General features: G+C 61.0%; 19 protein-coding genes. 12 read left to right on the plus strand and 7 right to left on the minus strand.

All coding sequences use genetic code 11. From position 1 onward, the window contains the following. Window positions 1-105 precede the first annotated feature (105 nt). From AT6N2_RS06835 to dxs, 7 genes are all read left to right on the plus strand, one after another. Complete coding sequence (locus AT6N2_RS06835; protein WP_209089462.1) at window positions 106-786, plus strand: energy-coupling factor ABC transporter ATP-binding protein; 681 nt, start codon at window positions 106-108, stop codon at window positions 784-786. Continuing rightward, entirely contained in the window at window positions 783-1,388 is a 606-nt protein-coding gene (locus AT6N2_RS06840) for an energy-coupling factor transporter transmembrane component T family protein (RefSeq protein ID WP_144575607.1), read from the plus strand. Before AT6N2_RS06835 ends, AT6N2_RS06840 begins: the two co-directional genes overlap by 4 nt. 32 nt (window positions 1,389-1,420) lie before the next feature. Continuing rightward, window positions 1,421-1,984, plus strand: a complete 564-nt coding sequence (locus tag AT6N2_RS06845) for a biotin transporter BioY (RefSeq protein ID WP_063947758.1) — start codon at window positions 1,421-1,423, stop codon at window positions 1,982-1,984. A gap of 22 nt (window positions 1,985-2,006) precedes the next feature. Continuing rightward, entirely contained in the window at window positions 2,007-2,942 is a 936-nt protein-coding gene (locus AT6N2_RS06850) for a histone deacetylase family protein (RefSeq protein ID WP_144575609.1), read from the plus strand. A gap of 2 nt (window positions 2,943-2,944) precedes the next feature. Continuing rightward, complete coding sequence (locus AT6N2_RS06855) at window positions 2,945-3,199, plus strand: exodeoxyribonuclease VII small subunit (RefSeq protein WP_003503059.1); 255 nt, start codon at window positions 2,945-2,947, stop codon at window positions 3,197-3,199. A 101-nt stretch (window positions 3,200-3,300) separates the two neighbouring features. Further along, window positions 3,301-4,224, plus strand: coding sequence for a pirin family protein (locus AT6N2_RS06860; RefSeq protein ID WP_144575611.1), 924 nt, complete (start codon window positions 3,301-3,303; stop codon window positions 4,222-4,224). A gap of 101 nt (window positions 4,225-4,325) precedes the next feature. Beyond that, the gene (gene dxs, locus AT6N2_RS06865; RefSeq protein ID WP_209089464.1) at window positions 4,326-6,245 is read left to right on the plus strand and encodes a 1-deoxy-D-xylulose-5-phosphate synthase; all 1,920 of its coding nucleotides are present in this window, start codon (window positions 4,326-4,328) and stop codon (window positions 6,243-6,245) included. A 57-nt stretch (window positions 6,246-6,302) separates the two neighbouring features. Here the strand turns inward: dxs and AT6N2_RS06870 are convergent, their stop codons facing one another. Further along, window positions 6,303-6,665, minus strand: coding sequence for a nuclear transport factor 2 family protein (locus AT6N2_RS06870; protein WP_209089466.1), 363 nt, complete (start codon window positions 6,663-6,665; stop codon window positions 6,303-6,305). Window positions 6,666-6,772: 107 nt separating this feature from the next. On the opposite strand from AT6N2_RS06870, the gene AT6N2_RS06875 reads away from it, so the two are divergent. Both AT6N2_RS06875 and AT6N2_RS06880 read left to right on the plus strand, forming a co-directional pair. Next, on the plus strand, window positions 6,773-7,567 hold the full coding sequence (locus AT6N2_RS06875; protein WP_209089469.1) for a helix-turn-helix domain-containing protein: 795 nt from the start codon (window positions 6,773-6,775) through the stop codon (window positions 7,565-7,567). A 5-nt stretch (window positions 7,568-7,572) separates the two neighbouring features. Further along, window positions 7,573-7,887 carry a putative quinol monooxygenase gene (locus tag AT6N2_RS06880; protein ID WP_209089472.1) on the plus strand — a complete coding sequence of 105 codons (315 nt, stop codon included), beginning with the start codon at window positions 7,573-7,575 and terminating at the stop codon, window positions 7,885-7,887. Here the strand turns inward: AT6N2_RS06880 and AT6N2_RS06885 are convergent. Further along, window positions 7,872-8,255, minus strand: a complete 384-nt coding sequence (locus tag AT6N2_RS06885; protein ID WP_209089474.1) for an ACT domain-containing protein — start codon at window positions 8,253-8,255, stop codon at window positions 7,872-7,874. The two genes, AT6N2_RS06880 and AT6N2_RS06885, sit on opposite strands and share 16 nt — an antisense overlap. 58 nt (window positions 8,256-8,313) lie before the next feature. After that, the gene (locus tag AT6N2_RS06890) at window positions 8,314-8,766 is read right to left on the minus strand and encodes an Lrp/AsnC family transcriptional regulator (protein WP_209089476.1); all 453 of its coding nucleotides are present in this window, start codon (window positions 8,764-8,766) and stop codon (window positions 8,314-8,316) included. 120 nt (window positions 8,767-8,886) lie between these two features. Between AT6N2_RS06890 and AT6N2_RS06895 the strand changes: the two genes are divergently transcribed. Next, on the plus strand, window positions 8,887-9,849 hold the full coding sequence (locus AT6N2_RS06895) for a nucleoside recognition domain-containing protein (RefSeq protein WP_209089478.1): 963 nt from the start codon (window positions 8,887-8,889) through the stop codon (window positions 9,847-9,849). Window positions 9,850-9,927: 78 nt separating this feature from the next. Here the strand turns inward: AT6N2_RS06895 and AT6N2_RS06900 are convergent, their stop codons facing one another. Continuing rightward, complete coding sequence (locus tag AT6N2_RS06900; protein WP_209089479.1) at window positions 9,928-11,961, minus strand: methyl-accepting chemotaxis protein; 2,034 nt, start codon at window positions 11,959-11,961, stop codon at window positions 9,928-9,930. Window positions 11,962-12,234: 273 nt separating this feature from the next. On the opposite strand from AT6N2_RS06900, the gene AT6N2_RS06905 reads away from it, so the two are divergent. Both AT6N2_RS06905 and AT6N2_RS06910 read left to right on the plus strand, forming a co-directional pair. Next, the gene (locus tag AT6N2_RS06905; RefSeq protein ID WP_209089481.1) at window positions 12,235-12,987 is read left to right on the plus strand and encodes a TlyA family RNA methyltransferase; all 753 of its coding nucleotides are present in this window, start codon (window positions 12,235-12,237) and stop codon (window positions 12,985-12,987) included. Further along, window positions 12,984-14,234, plus strand: coding sequence for a class I SAM-dependent RNA methyltransferase (locus AT6N2_RS06910; RefSeq protein WP_209089482.1), 1,251 nt, complete (start codon window positions 12,984-12,986; stop codon window positions 14,232-14,234). Before AT6N2_RS06905 ends, AT6N2_RS06910 begins: the two co-directional genes overlap by 4 nt. On the opposite strand, the gene AT6N2_RS06915 is transcribed toward AT6N2_RS06910, so the two are convergent. The 3 genes from AT6N2_RS06915 to AT6N2_RS06925 form a co-directional block, all read right to left on the minus strand. After that, window positions 14,235-14,549 carry a hypothetical protein gene (locus tag AT6N2_RS06915; protein WP_209089483.1) on the minus strand — a complete coding sequence of 105 codons (315 nt, stop codon included), beginning with the start codon at window positions 14,547-14,549 and terminating at the stop codon, window positions 14,235-14,237. It lies immediately after the preceding gene. A gap of 189 nt (window positions 14,550-14,738) precedes the next feature. Further along, on the minus strand, window positions 14,739-15,497 hold the full coding sequence (locus AT6N2_RS06920; RefSeq protein WP_209089485.1) for a crotonase/enoyl-CoA hydratase family protein: 759 nt from the start codon (window positions 15,495-15,497) through the stop codon (window positions 14,739-14,741). 10 nt (window positions 15,498-15,507) lie between these two features. Next, entirely contained in the window at window positions 15,508-17,292 is a 1,785-nt protein-coding gene (locus AT6N2_RS06925) for an acyl-CoA dehydrogenase (RefSeq protein WP_209089487.1), read from the minus strand. Window positions 17,293-17,355 lie beyond the last annotated feature (63 nt).

The following is a 17,355-nucleotide window of genomic DNA, read 5'->3' on the forward strand; positions in this document are numbered from 1 at the left end:
AAGGTAGAACGGCTTTTTTGCGATTGCAATGTTCTTTTTTTGTTCCTTGTTTTACTTCTGTCGATGAAGCGGTATAGAACCGGCAACGAGCGCGAGGATAGAGACTTGGAAATCCGTTTTAACGCCGCCAGTGTCGTTTTCGAAGGCCGGCAGGTGCTGCAACCGCTGTCATTGACATTGTCGGAGCGGCGAATCGGCGTGATTGGCCTTAACGGATCGGGCAAAACGACGTTCGCGCGGCTGATCAACGGGCTGAACAAGCCGGACGCGGGGAAAGTGACGGTCAACGGCCTGGATACCGTGACCGATGCCAGGGCTGTCTTGCAGATGGTCGGTTTCATCTTCCAGAACCCGCAAAACCAGATCATCCTGCCCATCGTCCGTGACGATGTCGCCTTCGGCCTGAAACGGCTCGGACTGAGCAAGACCGAGACGGAAAGAAGAGTGAAGGCCGTTCTATCCCGGCTCGGCATTGCGCATCTGGAGGAAAGGCGCGCGCATGAGCTTTCCGGCGGCGAATTGCAGCTTTCGGCGCTCGCAGCGCTTCTCGTCACCCAACCGCAAATCCTCATTCTCGACGAGCCGACCAATCAGCTCGATCTCAAGAACCGGGCCATCGTGGAGAAAACCATGGCGGCGCTGCCGCAGGCGCTTGTTGTCATCACCCACGATCTGCCGCTCCTTACCGGCTTCGATCGCGTGCTGGTGTTTCACGAGGGGGCATTGATCGCTGATGCCCCGCCCGAAGAAGCGGTCGCGCACTATCTGGAGGTGGCATTGCGATGAAATCGCTGCATGTCGACGGAACCGGTTGGCTCTACCGCGTCTCACCGCGCCTCAAACTCCTGACGCTCATGGGCTTCAGCATCGCGCTCTTTCTCACCCGCGATCTCGCGGCGCTTGTTGCCGCGACCGTTCTGGCTGCCGGCGTTCTCAGCGCGACGCGCCTGCCCCTGCGCGACATCGCCCTGCGGCTGCGGCCGGTGATGCTGACGATCTTCCTCGTGGCCGCCTTCAGCTATCTCCTGCTTCCCGTCAATGATGCGAGTGTCAATCTTTTGCGCCTCACGGCACTCGCGCTGCTTGCGACCGCCGTCACCATCACCGTCAGCATCTCGCAGTTCATGGACGAAATCACGCTCGCTGCGGGGCCTCTGGAAAGGTTGGGGCTGCTCAAGGCCGCCGATATCGGGCTTGCCGTCGGGCTGGTGGTGCGCTTCGTGCCTGAAATCGTCAACCGTTACCACGCGGTGCGTGATGCACATCGCGCCCGTGGCCTGCCCGTGCGGATGGCGACGATCGTCGTGCCGCTCGTCATTATGACGTTGAAGGATGCCGATGCCATTGCCGACGCCATTGACGCCCGCGGTTTCAGAGGCCAAAGCTGACAGGCATATAATCTTCAGGAGTTTTTAGTGTCATGACGACCCGCGATCTTGTTTTGATTTCTCTTTTTTCCGCCATCATCATTGCGCTTGGTCTTTTGCCGCCCATCACGCTTGGTTTCATTCCCGTGCCGATCACCGCGCAGTCGCTCGGCGTGATGCTGGCCGGTGTGGTGCTGGGCGCAAAGCGTGGCACGCTTGCGGTTCTGCTGACGATCCTGATCGCTGCCATCGGCCTGCCGGTGCTCTCGGGCGGACGCGGCGGCCTTTCGATCTTTACGACACCGACAACGGGCTTCCTGATCGGCTGGATCGCAGCCGCTTTCGTCACCGGTTTCCTCTCGGAAAAATTCGTCCATCGTGGCCAGTCGGCTTTGGCACAGGGCGTCGGTTTCTTCATCGCCAGCCTGATCGGCGGCGTGGTGGTGCTTTATGCTTTCGGCATCTCCTATCTGGCTGTCGTCGTGGGACTCGGTTTTGAAAAGGCTTTCATGGGTTCGCTCGCCTTCATTCCCGGCGATGCGCTGAAAGCCGTTCTTGCCGCCCTTGCCGGCCGTGCGGTGATGGCCGGTTATCCGCTTCTGCCGCAGCGCGCCTGATTGAAGTCTCAGGGAGGAAAGAATGGCGACCCGACTTTACGAACATCCGATCTTCCTTGAGCATATCACGCCTTCCGGCCATCCCGAGCGGCCAGACCGCCTGCGGTCGCTGAACATCGCGCTTGAACATCCGAATTTCGAGCGGCTGGACCGGAAGGAAGCGCCGCAGGCGAATGAAGACGCGGTGCTGCTGGCCCATCCGGAAGAGCATCTTCTTGCCGTGATGCGGCAGGTTCCCGAAGAGGACGGTGAGATCAACCGGATCGAGTCCGACACCTATCTCTCCCCCAAAAGCCTTCAGGCTGCGCTGACCGGCATCGGCGCCGCCATGGCGGCCGTGGATGACGTGTTTACCGGTGCCGCCGACAACGTCTTCGTCGCATCCCGCCCGCCCGGCCACCATGCCGAGACCGCCAAGGCCATGGGTTTCTGTCTGTTCAACAATGTGGCGATTGCCGCCCGCCATGCGCAGAAGGCGCACGGCGCGGAGCGTATCGCCATCATCGACTGGGACGTGCATCACGGCAACGGTACGCAGGATATCTTCTGGAACGACACATCCGTGCTGTTCTGCTCCACCCACCAGATGCCGCTTTACCCGTGGAGCGGTGACAAGAACGAAACCGGCGTGAAGAACAACATCGTCAACGCGCCGCTTTCGCCCAATACCGGTAGCGAGCATTTTCGCGAGGCCTTCAAATCGCGCGTGCTGCCGGCGATTGCGGATTTTTCGCCTGATCTCATTCTCATCTCTGCCGGTTTCGACGCGCATCACCGCGATCCGCTCGCGCAGATCAATCTGGTGGGAGAGGATTTCGACTGGGCGACGGGCCGGCTTCTGGAGATGGCGGATAAATACACATCGAACCGGGTCGTCAGCCTGCTGGAAGGCGGTTATGATCTGGAAGGGCTGGCGGAATCGGCAGCCATGCATATCTTGAGAATGATGAAGGGTTGAACATGACGGAAAATGCCAACACAGCCGATGTCAGCGGTTATTCGTTCGAAAAAGCCGTCGCCGAGCTGGAAAGCATTGTCGCACGCCTGGAACGCGGAGACGTGGCGCTGGACGAATCCATCGCCATCTATGAGCGCGGCGAAGCCCTGAAGAAGCATTGCGAAACGCTGCTGAACGCTGCCGAAAAGCGCATCGAGAAGATCCGTCTCGACCGCGCAGGCAAGCCGCAGGGTGTGGAGCCGCTCGACGGGGAATAAACACGTCCTGTTGAACGGTGTGACGCTGCGTTCATCATTACAGCGCTCCCGTCCCGTTCCATTCGTGTTAAGCTTCCGCGTAACAATACGAGGAGCTGACCATGTCCTTCTTTCCCGGCAACGACCCCGTCGCGGGCGATGCCTTTGCCTGCGACGCCATCGAGAACCTCATCATTCCGCGCACCAGCGACATTGGCGGTTTTGCCGTGCGCCGGGCGCTGCCGACCCGGCAGCGGCGGCTTGTCGGCCCGTTCATCTTTTTTGACCGCATGGGGCCGGCGATCCTGAAGGCGGGTGAGGCGCTCGACGTCAAGCCGCACCCGCATATCGGGCTTTCCACGGTGACCTATCTGTTCGACGGCGAAATCAAGCATCGCGACAGTCTCGGCACCGAGCTTGTCATTCGCCCCGGCGACATCAACCTGATGACGGCCGGGCGCGGCATCGTGCATTCGGAACGCACGCCGGAAAACCTGCGCGGCCATCCGCTGTCCATGTCCGGCCTGCAGACCTGGCTTGCCCTGCCCGATCATATGGAGGAAATCGACCCGGCTTTTGCGCACACCGCGAAAGAAGAGATGCCGCTGATCGATATCAAGGGCGCATCCGGCCGGGTGGTGATCGGCGAATTCGAAGGCCTCACCTCCCCCGTTTCGGCCTTTACCGACACGCTGTATGTCGACCTGACCCTGGAGCCGGGCATAAAGTTCCCCTTCTCCGCCGATCATGAAGAGCGGGCGATCTATATTCTGTCCGGTTCGCTGGATGTGGCCGGCGATATCTTCGCCGCCGACCAGCTGCTCGTTTTCCGGCCCGGCGACGACATCACACTGCAGGCCGGCAGCAATGGCTGTCACATCATGATCTTTGGCGGGGCAGCACTGAATGAGCGCCGTTACATCTGGTGGAACTTCGTTTCGTCATCAAAAGAACGCATAGAGCAGGCCAAACAGGAGTGGAGAACAGGTCGCTTCGACATCGTTCCCGGTGACGAAGAAGAGTTTGTCCCTTTGCCGGAAGGTTGAAATTCTATAGAAGTATACGACATGCATGGCTCACCCGACGGCTTTCGCGACGAAGGACGTTCTCACGCGCCGCCCGGGGACCACCAGAAAAGGCCGAACGATTGACCGGAATGCCACAGACACCATTGCTTGACCGGGTGAATTTTCCCTCCGATCTCAAGGAGATCGACGATCGCGACCTGCCGGAATTGGCCAGGGAACTGCGCGACGAGATGATTGACGCCGTGTCGAAGACCGGCGGCCATCTGGGTGCCGGCCTTGGCGTCGTGGAACTGACGATTGCCATCCACAAAGTATTCAATACGCCGGAAGACCGGCTGATCTTCGATGTTGGCCATCAATGTTATCCGCACAAGATCCTGACCGGCCGGCGTGATCGCATCCGCACGCTGCGCCAGGAAAACGGGCTTTCCGGTTTCACCCGGCGGGCCGAAAGCGAATATGATGATTTCGGCGCCGGTCACTCTTCCACCTCCATTTCCGCCGGTCTCGGCATGGCGGTGGCGGCGGGTCTCGATGGCAGCGACCGCAAGGTGATCGCTGTCATCGGTGACGGTTCCATGTCTGCCGGCATGGCGTTTGAGGCGCTCAACAATGCCGGCGCGCTCGATGCGCGGCTGATCGTCATCTTGAACGACAACGACATGTCGATTGCACCGCCGACCGGCGCTATGAGTGCCTATCTGGCACGTCTTGCCTCCGGCCGCACCTATATGGGCTTCCGTGATTTCGGCAAGAAACTGACGGCCTATCTCGGCAAGACCATCGACCGCGCCATTACCCGCGCCGTAACCCATGCGCGCGGTTATGTGACCGGCGGCACCCTGTTCGAGGAGCTCGGCTTTTATCACATCGGGCCTATCGACGGTCATTCCTTCGATCACCTGCTGCCGGTGCTGCGCAATGTGCGCGACAACCAGAAAGGCCCCGTCCTCATCCATGTGGTGACGCAGAAGGGCAAGGGTTACGCCCCGGCGGAAGCGGCAGCGGACAAATATCACGGCGTCAACAAGTTCGACGTCATCACCGGCGCGCAGGCGAAAGCCAAGCCGAATGCGCCGAGCTACACCAGCGTCTTTGCCGAGGCCCTGATCCAGGAAGCGACCCTCGACGACAAGATCATCGGTGTAACGGCGGCCATGCCCAACGGCACCGGCCTCGACAAGATGGCCGAGCTTTTCCCGGCCCGCACCTTCGATGTCGGCATTGCCGAACAGCACGCCGTCACCTTTGCGGCCGGACTTGCGGCTGACGGGTACAAGCCGTTCTGCGCGCTTTATTCCACTTTCCTGCAACGCGGTTACGACCAGTTGGTGCATGACGTGGCGATCCAGAGCCTGCCCGTGCGTTTCCCCATCGACCGCGCCGGGTTCGTCGGTGCCGATGGCCCGACCCATGCCGGCTCCTTCGACACCACTTTCCTTGCCACCCTGCCCGGCATGGTGGTGATGGCGGCGTCTGACGAGGCCGAACTGAAACATATGGTCCGCACGGCAGCGGCCTATGACGAAGGCCCGATTTCCTTCCGTTATCCGCGCGGAGAAGGTGTTGGCGTCGAGATGCCCGCGCGCGGCGAGATTCTCCAGATCGGCAAGGGCCGCATCATCAAGGAAGGCACCAAGGTTGCGCTGCTCTCCTTCGGCACGCGGCTTGCGGAATGCCTGGCGGCTGCCGAAGACCTCGATGCCGCCGGACTTTCGACGACGGTTGCCGATGCGCGCTTTGCCAAGCCGCTCGATCTCGACCTCATCCGCCAGCTTGCCGCCCATCACGAGGTTCTGGTGACGATCGAGGAAGGTTCCGTTGGCGGCTTTGGAGCACATGTGCTGCATTTCATGGCGAGCGCGGGCCTGCTCGACCATGGCCCGAAGGTCCGCACCCTAACCCTGCCCGATCAATGGGTGGAACAGGCCAGGCCCGAGACCATGTATGCCAATGCCGGCCTCGACCGCGCCGGCATCGTTTCCACCGTGTTTAATGCACTCGGCCAGCGTCAGGCCGGTGTCGGATTTGCAGGCTGAAGCACGCTGTCCGAGGAGAAGCAGGCGGGCATTTGGTCCCGCCCCTCGTCACTGGTTTTATGCCGCCGTGGCATCAAGAAAACCGACGACACTGTCTATCCGGCCGTCGGCATCGCGGCTGACGATATCGGTGCCGCCAGCGACGTCGTCGCCGTCAGGCGAAACCAGACGCCATGAGAAACGGGTAAAATCGCCGTGTCCGTCAGGGGTGCCGGTCAGCACGAAGCGATATCCAGGAAATTTCTGCCGCGCCGCCTCGATCATGGCGGTGATCCCCTTCCGGCCCTCGCCCTGCATCAAGGGATCGATATAACGGGCGGTTTCGGCCCATGCCTTGTTTACCATCAGCTTGCGGCGTTCGCCGTCTTCTTCGTTCCAGACTGCGAGATAGGTTTCGGCGATTGCGAGATGCTGCGTCATGATTGCGCTCCTTGTGGTTGACGGACCAAACATGCCGGGGGTCGGGAAGCGGAACAATTACCTCTGAGGTAATCGCATCGGCGATATCTTCTGCTAGGCTGCGGGGCATGACACATCATCGAGAACATGTCGGCCAGCTGCTGAAGGAATGGCGAGCCCGCCGCAGATTGAGCCAGCTCGATCTGGCCGTGGAGGCTGAAATATCCACGCGTCACCTGAGTTTTGTGGAAAGCGGGCGCTCCTCCCCCAGTCGCGACATGCTGGAGAGGCTGGCCGAGCGGCTTTCCATGCCCGCCCGCGCCGCCAACCGGCTGATGCTGGCGGCGGGTTATGCGCCTGTTCATTCCGAACGGCCGATGGACGCGCCCGATATGGCGGCGGCCCGGCAGGCGGTCGAAACCGTGGTGCACGGGCATATGCCCTTCCCCGCCCTTGCCGTTGATCGGCACTGGAACGTCGTTCTCGCCAATGGCGCGATCACGTCGCTTCTGGCCGGCGTTTCAGAAGAGCTGCTTCGCCCGCCGCTCAACGCCTTGAGGGTGAGCCTGCATCCGCAGGGCCTGAGTTCGCGCATCGTCAATCTTGCCGAATGGCGTCATCATCTGCTGGAACGCCTTGGCCGTCAGGTCGAAGAGACGGGGGACGAGGTGCTTTCCCGGCTACATGCGGAGCTTGCGGCCTATCCCGCGCCAAAGGCCTCGCCCCATGCGACCGGGGCCGACCCTCTGGCCATACCGCTCCAGCTTCGTGATGCGTCTTCGGGCGGCATATTGAGCTTCATTTCAACCACCACGGTTTTCGGAACGGCCACAGACGTCACGCTGTCCGAACTGGTGCTGGAGTGTTTCTACCCCGCCGACGCGGCGACCCGCGCGGCACTGCTGCAAAGTCCCGGGGAGTAAGAACCGTGCACACCACCTATCTCATCGGCTTTCAGGTGCGCCCCAGCCAGCGCGAGCGTTTTCTCGAATTGCTGAACGCGCTGCTCGACGCCATGCGGCACGAAAAGACCTTCGTGAACGCAACCCTGCACCGGGATGGCGAAAACGAGAACCGGTTCCTGCTGCATGAGACCTGGAGTGACCATCAGGACGTCATCGACGTTCAGATCCACCGGCCCTATCGGCAGGTATGGCACGATGCCCTGCCCGCTCTGTTGGAAGCGCCGCGCGATATTTCCGTCTGGCACCCAATGCGGTCGGATCATCAAACGATCGAATGACCTGCATTTGCCAGCAGTTCAAACGTTCTCTCCAGATCTTTCGATTTCACCAGCAGGTGATCGCCATCGAAAGTCGAAACAACGAATATCCCGATGTCATTGGTCGATAGCGGTTCGATCACCGAAAGCACGATGCCGGTCTCATCAAAGGCGAACGGGCCCTGAAGTTTGAGGCAATTCCAGCCGGTGTCGGCCTTGACATCCTGAGGGATACGCTCCTGGCGGCAGACGACGGAAAGCTCATCATCGGTCCGGCTGATACTGAGAAAACCTGTACCATCGGCCCAGGCTGGAATGGATGCATCGGCAGGAAGCCGGGCCACCCCGTAGGCACCCTCCAAGAGCCTTAACTTAACGCGAGCCGCCATCTCATATCCCTTTGGTTCCTTGAAATTAAAAGGCATTCCCCGCTGTATGCCACCGGTTTCAAATCCTGATGGCTGTTTCCTCTTTCGCCGTCTTGATAACGACCATCGTAAAAAAGCGCGCTACATTATTCTGGTCGCGGAACAACCGGTCACAGAGGGCGTCATATTCTTCCATATCGCGCAGCCGCAGCATCAGCACCACGTCTGTTTCGCCGGTCACCGCGTAGGCATGCGAGACCGCTTCCTCAGCGCTCGCAAGGTCCAGAAAGCGGCGCATCTGCTGCTCTCCGTGCTGTTTCAGCTCCACGGTCACTAACGCCTTGAGGACGCGTCCCGCCTTTGCCGGGTTGAGAATGGCCACGATACGATCAATGACACCCGAGTTATGCAGCCGCTGGACGCGCCGCAGGCAACTCGACGCGGACAGGCCCACCGCATCGGCCATCTCCACATTGGTACGTGATGCATCACTCTGCAAAAGATTGAGCAATTTTCGGTCGATCCGATCCATGAACCGCATCCTATCGTCCAACATCATCTTTGCAATAAAATTGCATAAAGCTGCAATCTTTGACCGCAAATGCGAATGGGCTGCGGTTAGTGAATGGGAACAGGTCTCGGAGAGGTTCACATGTCACTAATACCGCTGCTTTGGAAGACAATGCGGGAAACGTTTGTCATCTACTGGCTCCTCTTGCGCATCACCGTTCCGATTGCGATTGCAACCGAAGTGCTGTCGCGGATGGGAGCGATCGAAGCCGTGGCGCCCGCTTTTGCGCCGGTCATGAGCCTCATCGGCCTGCCGCCGGAACTTGGTCTCGCATGGCTGACTGCGATGCTGATCGGTATCTGGGGGGCCGTGCCGCTCATCTTCACGCTTGTCCCCGCATCTTCGCTAACCTCTGCGGATATCACCGTCTTTTCGGCGCTCATCCTGTTCGCCCATGGTCTGCCCATCGAACAGAAGATCATCGAAAAGGCCGGCCCGGGCGTGCTGATCACCACGACGCTGCGTGTCGGTAGCGGGTTGATCTATGCCTTTCTCCTGCACCAGCTTCTGCAAGGGACAGGCTGGTTATCAGGCCCGGTAAGTCCTGTCTGGATTGCGATGAGTGCTTCGTCCGATTGGCCCGCCTATTTTCTTGGTCTCGGTGAAACAATGCTCTGGATGCTCGTCATCCTTCTCGCCCTTTCTTTTGGGCTTGAACTCCTGAGGCTCACCGGCCTTCTGGCATTGATGATGAAAGCTCTGTCGCCCCTCCTGCGTCTTGCGGGCATTCGCGGTGAGGCCGAACATCTCACGGCTATCGGATTGTTCCTCGGCATTTCCTATGGTGCGGGTTTCCTGATCCGCGAGGCGCAATCGGGGGCGATATCACCCCGGCAGGTGTTTTTGTCCTGCGTCCTCATGGGGTTTGCCCATAGCGTGATTGAGGACACGCTCGTCGTGATGTCGCTCGGCGCGGATGTCTATGGCGTGCTTCTCGGGCGCCTCGTTTTCGCTGTCGCCGCCACCGCAGTCATCGCTGCCCTGCTTCATCGCCTGTCGGATGAGATTTTCTTTGCACGGATGTTCCGGCAACAGCGCGCCTAATGACCTTCAATTTGAAAATGCCGACACAAAACGGGGGCCTTTCGGCCCCCGATCCGTCGGTTCAATCTGAAGCCGCGCTCAAAACTCCGTCCAGTCCTGCTCCTTGGCAGCCGGCGCTTCTGAGCCGCCGCCGAAGGCGCGGGCGAGGCTTTGGCCGAGTGCGCGGGCGGGTGATGCGACGGGCCTTGCGGTTGCGGAGGCGGACTTGACTGGAGCCTTGCGGACCGGCGCGGCAGACGCAGGCTGGAAGGCAGGCTTGGCCGAAGTCTGGCGCGGAGCGGAATATCCGCCGGCACCGTTACCGGCACTTGCAACGGCCATCCGGGCGCCGCCCATGTTGAACTGGCCAAGCAGGCTGTTCAGCGCCTGCGCTTCGCGGGCCAGCGAATGGCTGGCAGCGGTCTGCTGTTCCACCATGGCCGCATTCTGCTGCGTGCCCTGATCCATTGTATTGACGGCCGTATTGATCTCCTGAAGGCCCGTCGCCTGTTCGCGGGCGGCAACGACGATTGCGCTCACATGGGCGTTGATCTCTTCGACTTCCGACACGATGAGCTCGAGAGCCTTGCCGGTTTCGTCAACGAGATTGACGCCGTTTTCCACCTGCTGGCTGGAGGCGCCGATCAGTGTCTTGATTTCCTTGGCGGCATTGGCCGAGCGCTGCGCCAGTTCGCGAACTTCCTGCGCAACCACCGCAAAACCCTTGCCGGCATCACCGGCGCGGGCCGCTTCCACACCAGCGTTCAGCGCGAGCAGATTGGTCTGGAAGGCGATGTCATCGATAACGCCGATGATATTGCCGATTTCGCCAGACGATTTTTCGATTTCGCGCATCGCGGCGACGGCCTTGCGAACGACAACACCCGACTTTTCAGCGCCTGCACGGGCGCGCTGGACCAGATTGCCGGCATCTTCCGCACCGCGGGCGCTATCACGAACGGTGGTGGTAACTTCTTCGAGCGCCGCGGCGGTCTCTTCGATGGAGGCCGCCTGCTGTTCGGTGCGGCGCGACAAATCGTCGGCGGCGGAGAGCATTTCGGCGGCGCCGGCATTGATGGCGGCGGCGTTTTCACCGACCGTACGCAATGCCTGTTGCAACTTTTCAACCGCGCTGTTGAAGTTTACGCGCACCGGATCGATCGCAGGCGCAAATGGTGTTTCGATGCGATAGGAAAGATCGCCATCCGCCAGTGCGGCGAGACCCTTGCCGAGCTCGGCGCTGGCAAACGCGCTGGCAGCCTCGTCGCGCGCCTTTTCTTCCTCGTTGCGGCGGCGTTCCGCCTCGGTTGCGGAGCGCATGCGATCCGTCTCGCCGGCAAGGCGGGCTTTCTCAAGTCCGGCTTCCTTGAAGACCATCACGGCCTTTGCCATCTTGCCGACTTCGTCTCCGCGATCCGTTGCGGGAACTTCCGTGGTGAGATCGCCATCGGCGAGCCGGCTCATGGCCGCCGTCATGCCGACGATCGGCGTCACGATGGAACGCGACAGCGCCCAGATCAGGATCACAGCAAGAAGGCCGGCAACGGCGCCGCCGCCCAGAAGCGCATATTCCAGATTGCGCGCAGCAGCCTGCTGCTCGACCGCATAACCGGTGGAGAGGGTGTTCAGCTGTTCCTTGATTTTGGCAGCGGCCGCGCGGAAGCCGTCAAGCTGGCCTTTCGCCTGGTTGCGGCCGATTTCGATGATCTCGGAAATCGGTGCTTCAGTGGTCTTGCGGGCAGCGAGCTGGGGTTCCGCCAGTTCCTTGAAGAAGACGGTTGCTGATTTCTCCATATCGTCGATGGATTTCAGAATTTCGGGCTCGCCGACGGCCAGGGCGCGCGCTTCATTGAGCTTCTTCAGCATAATGTCGCGCTGGGCGAAGACATCATTGTAGGTGCTGTCGCTGCGAAAGAGCAGGAAGCCGCGCTGGTTCACGGCCTGCTCTAGCATCGCGGCGGTGGCGCCATCCACGGCATGCATGATGGTGTTGGTGCGGTTGTTCTTGATCGCGACACGCTCGCTCCCCAGCGTTTGCCAGTACACGACCGCGGACGCGAGCAGACACACGCCCATCAAGGCACAGAAGGTGGCTATGAGCTTCAGGTTAATGGGGAGATTTTTCAGCGACATCGCAAACTCTCTCGGCGACCCGATGCCTTCGAGCAAGAGGCTGCGCGGCAAAGGTCGCAATTTCAGGATTGGGAGAAGATGCCATCATGGCGGGTTCCGAAGGGCCGCACGGGCCTGGCCACACCCTGCAATACAAGCCTTTATATTGGATTAATCTGATATGCGGATTTTGCGGCGCAAAAGCCGCATAGGGCGGTCGCGCAGGCGCTGAAGGCGCCAGGGCGTGATAAATCGCTTGCATCGGCGAAGTTTGGCGGTCATTGACACGGGACCATGTCCAAAACACCTGAAAATGAACGGCTTGACCAGCTTCTCGTCTCGCTCGGCCACTTTGCCAGCCGCTCACGCGCGCGCGACGCGGTGTCGCGGGGCACCGTGAGCGTCAACGGCAAGATCGTTACCAAACCCAGCCAGGCTGTGGCCGGAAATGCCGAAATCGCCATCAGCGACCCGGCGCAGGCCTATGTGTCGCGCGCCGCGCTCAAGCTTGTTGCAGCGCTCGATCATTTCGGCCTCGATCCCTCCGGCCGCGACTGTCTCGATGTCGGCGCATCCACGGGCGGCTTTACCGAGGTGCTGCTGGAGCGCGGGGCAGACCATGTCGTCGCCATCGATGTCGGCCACGGGCAAATCCATCCAAGGATCGAAAACAATCCACGTGTCACCAGTCTCGAAGGGTTGAACGCCCGGTTTCTGACGCCCGAGGATATCGATGAAAGAGCGGTCGGCTTCATTGTTTCGGACGTGTCCTTCATTTCGCTGAAGCTTGCTCTTGCCCCGGCACTCGAACTTGCCGAGCCGGGTGCACTCGCCGTCCTGCTGGTCAAGCCACAATTCGAGGCTGGACGGGACGCCATCAGCAAGGCCGGGCTTCTGAAAGAACCGGAAACCGCGCCCGCCGTGGCGGCAGAGCTTGAACGCTGGCTTATCGAGGACATGGGGTGGAAAAGCCTCGGCCTCATTCCGTCGCCGATTGCCGGTGGCGATGGCAATGTCGAATTTCTTCTCGGAGGCGAAAAGCCATGAGCACGCAGACCGTTACCATCAAGAGCCTCGGCGCACAGGGCGATGGCATCGCCCACTGTCCCGAAGGGCCGGTCTACGTGCCCTTCACGCTGCCGGGTGAAACCGTCGCGATCGCGAAGGTAAAGGACCAGGGCGCCGTCATGTCGGTTACGCAAGCCTCAGCGGACCGGCGCGAGCCTGCCTGCCGCCACTTCGGCCCCGATGGCAAGAACGGTACCTGCGGCGGCTGCTCCCTGCAACATTTCGCAGACCAGCCTTACCATGCCTATAAGCGGGAACTGGTCGTTTCGGCGCTAAAATCGAAGGGCCTGACGCCCGATGTCGGGGATCTCGTCATCTGTCGCCCCGGCGAGCGCCGCCGCGCGGTGTTTGCCGCCCGCAAGACCGAGAAGGGCCTGCTGCTTGGTTTCAGCCAGGCGAACAGCCATCACATCGTCGCCATCGAGGAATGTCCCGTCACATCGCCGGGCATCGTCTCCCGGCTGGATGCTATCAAAGCCATCGGTCTTTCCATGGTTGCGAACGCCGAACCGTTCCGCATCACGGTTCTCGAAACGCTTTCAGGCCTCGATATCGCTGTCGAGGGCATCAAGTCGGTCAGTGACAAGCAGCGCCGGACGCTCACGGAGACGGTTCTTGCAATGCGCGGCATTGCCCGCGTTTCGCTCTCAGGGGAAATCCTGATCGAACCGCAAAAACCGATCATCGAGTTCGGTGGCGTGTCGGTATCGCCGCCCGCCGGCAGCTTCACGCAGGCGACCAAACAGGCCGAAGACGCCATGGCCGAACTCGTGCTTGCCCATGTCGGCAAGTCCAAACGCATTGCCGATCTCTTCTGCGGTTCCGGCACCTTTGCGCTGCGGCTCGCCCGCATCGGCAGGGTGCATGCCGTGGAGGCTGAAGACAAGCCGTTAAAGGCGCTGGATTTTGCCGCCCGCAACACGCAGGGTCTGAAACCCGTCAGCGTCGAGAAGCGCGATCTTTTCCGCCGGCCGCTGATGACAAGCGAACTCAAGAATTATGACGCCGTCGTGTTCGATCCGCCGCGCGCCGGCGCGGAGTTCCAGTGCAAGGAACTGGCGCGCAGCACAGTCAAGAAGATCGTTGCCGTCAGCTGCAATCCGCTGACGCTGGCGCGCGACCTCGCCATCCTCACGGAGGGCGGCTATCGCATCACGCGCGTGACCCCGGTCGACCAGTTTCTGTGGTCGCCGCATGTGGAAGCGGTGGCGACGCTGGAGAAATAATCACCAGGCCGTATCGACCGTGCCGCTGCCGACCACACCGGAGCAGCGGCAGGCGCCGCCAACGCGCCCGCGCTCCAGCGGGCACACATAGGGCCGACGGCGATTGGCGCTATCGGGTGGGGTGATGACGCAGACAAATTGTGCGCGGCGCTGGTGGTCGCGAGTGTTGCGGGAATAGAAATTCGGGCTGTCCTCGTCCGAAGACTGCGCCAGAATGACGTTGTTACTCGCGACCGGCAACGGCGTGATCGCTGCTGCCCCTGCGGCAGTCGCGGCGGAAAAAAACACGGACAGGGCGAAAACGACGTGACGCATGCGAGAAGCCTTCGGACGGAGGTTGCGATCCGGCTTTGCTGGACCGGTTGCACCGACCATACATAATAGGCGTGCGCAAAGACAGCGGCTTCAAACGCTCGACGATGCCGACTGTTTCTTCTCTTCGAGGGAGGAGAAGAAACCTGCGGCGCGCTGCCAGCAGAGAGCGAATTATTGTCTTCCTGTGGCTCAACGACGCATGAAGGCCTCGAAGGCAGCGCGTGCTTCGGCGCTTTGCAGCTGCGCGACGAAATGGCGACCTTCTTCTTCGATGCGCGCCATGATCTCGTCCCGGTTGCCGCGCACGAGATCGCGGGCGATCTTCAGCGCTTGCTGTGGTTTGGCGGCAAGCCGGGTGGCGAGCGCCAGCGTTTCCGCTTCGACGTGTTCGGGCGCGACGACCTTCCAGATCAGCCCCGCCTGCAACGCCTGCTCGGCGGAAAAGCCCTCGCCCATCGCAAGCAGGGCGAAGGCGCGCTGGTGTCCGATGAGTTTCGGCACAAGCAGGCTGGAGGCCGCTTCCGGCACGAGCGCGAGATCGACGAAGGGCGTCCTGAACAGGCTGCGGCCGGAGGCGACCGTGAGGTCGCAATGCAGGTTCAGCGTCGTGCCGATGCCGATGGCGAGCCCGTCCACGCCGGAAACCAGCGGCTTTTCGAAGGCAACCAGCGCCTTCAGAAGTTCGAGCGCCGCGAGTTTGCCCTTCCCGCCCGACATCGCGAAGGCCAGGAAATCAGCCATGTCGTTGCCGGCAGAAAAGCAGCCTTCCGTGCCGAGAAAGGCAACGACGCGGATGTCGGGATTGGCATTGGCGGCGTTGAGCGCCTCAGCCATGCGCAGATACATGGCATCGGTAATGGCGTTTTTCTTCTCGGGCCGGTTGAAGCGGATGGTCAGAACCTCGGGCGCATGGCCAACCGGCTCGATAAGAATGTGATCGTCCGACATCTGAAACTCCTTACGCCAAGAGGGAGCGCGCAGCGGCAAGGCTTGCAGCCCCTGAGACAACACGGTCCTTCAGCGCTGCGGTTTCCGCCAGCAGGTTTTCCGCCGCGAAACGGCATAGCGCGGCACGATGTGCGCCCCTGCCATCGTCGACGGCGACCAAAGCACCCTTGGCAAGATAGGCACCAGTGAGCGCCAGCCCGAAGAGGCGTTGATAGGCCGTCGCGCCCGCAAGTGCGGTTTCGGTTTCGCCCGCCTTCATGCGATCGAGAAGCCAGTCGGTCGTCGATCCAAGATCGGTCAGGCTTGTTTCGAGATAGCGGGCCGTTTCGCCGAGATCGTCGCGGTTCGAAGCGGCCGTCCGGGCAGCTATCTCGTGCAGTTCGGCGATAAAGCCGCGCACCTGCGCGCCATCGGAGAGCGGCAGCTTGCGCAGCACCAGATCGATGGCCTGAATGCCGTTGGTGCCTTCGTAGATCGGCGCGATGCGGGCATCCCGCAGATACCGCGCAGCACCCGTCTCCTCGATGAAGCCCATGCCGCCATGCACCTGAATGCCCATGGACGCGACATCGACGCCGGCATCTGTCGAGAAGGACTTCGCAATCGGGGTAAGAAGGGCAGCGCGCTCCTGCCAGTGAGCGCGCTGCCGGGCGTCTTCGCTGGCATGCGCCATGTCAATGGCGTGTGCGCAGCTAAAAGAAATCGCCCGTGATCCCTGTGTCAGCGCCTTCATCGTCAGAAGGGTTCTGGCGATATCGGGATGTTCGATGATCGGGCTCATGCCGGAACCCTGCCAGCCGGGCGCCTTGCCCTGCGTGCGCTCTTTTGCATATTGGACCGCTTTCTGCGTCGCCGCTTCGCAGATCGCCACGCCCTGCATGCCAACGGCAAGGCGGGCGTTGTTCATCATGGTGAACATACAGGCAAGACCCTTGTTCTCCTCGCCGACCAGCCAGCCGAGCGCGCCTTTTTGATCACCAAATTTGCCATCGCCGAAAATCATCGTGCAGGTGGGCGAGCCGTGAATGCCAAGCTTGTGTTCCAGCGAGTGGCAGAACAGGTCATTGCGGCCGCCCGGCGCGCCGTTTTCATCGGGCAGAAACTTCGGCACCAGGAAAAGCGAAATGCCGCGCGTGCCCGCCGGTGCATCCGGCAGGCGGGCGAGAACGAGGTGGATGATATTATCGGCCGCGTCGTGTTCGCCCCAGGTGATGAAGATTTTCTGGCCAAAGATACGGTAGGTACCGTCGCTGTTTCTTTCCGCCCGCGTCTTCAACGCGCCAAGGTCCGATCCCGCATGCGGTTCGGTAAGGTTCATGGTGCCGGTCCACTCGCCGGACACGAGTTTCGGCAGATAGGTGCGCTTGAGATCATTGCTGCCATGGGCGACGAGGGCCTCCACCGCGCCCATTGTCAGCGTCGGCGCCAGCGCAAAGGCCATCGAGCCGGAATTCCACATTTCAAGCGCTGCGACGTTGAGCATATGCGGCAGGTTCTGGCCGCCGAATTCTTCCGGCGCGGTCAGGCTGTTCCAGCCCGCTTCTGCCCAGCGGCGATAAAGATCGGCCCAGCCGTCAGGCGTTGTGACCTTGCCGTCTGCAAGCGTCGCGCCCTGACGGTCACCGATATCCGCAAGCGGTGCAACTTCTCCCGTTGCAAAACGACCGGCTTCCTCAAGAATGGCATCGACGAGATCTTCACTGAGGTCTCCCAGCACACCCTGCGAGAGCGCGTCTTCAAGACCCGCTACATGCTTGAGTGTAAAGGCGATATCATCCACCGGCGCGCTATACATGCTGCCTCCTCCCGAAGCTTTTGTATCCTGCTACTGACTTCGGGCTAAATGATTTTTACGTAA

The organism is Agrobacterium tumefaciens (assembly GCF_017726655.1).
Taxonomy (GTDB): domain Bacteria; phylum Pseudomonadota; class Alphaproteobacteria; order Rhizobiales; family Rhizobiaceae; genus Agrobacterium; species Agrobacterium tumefaciens_B.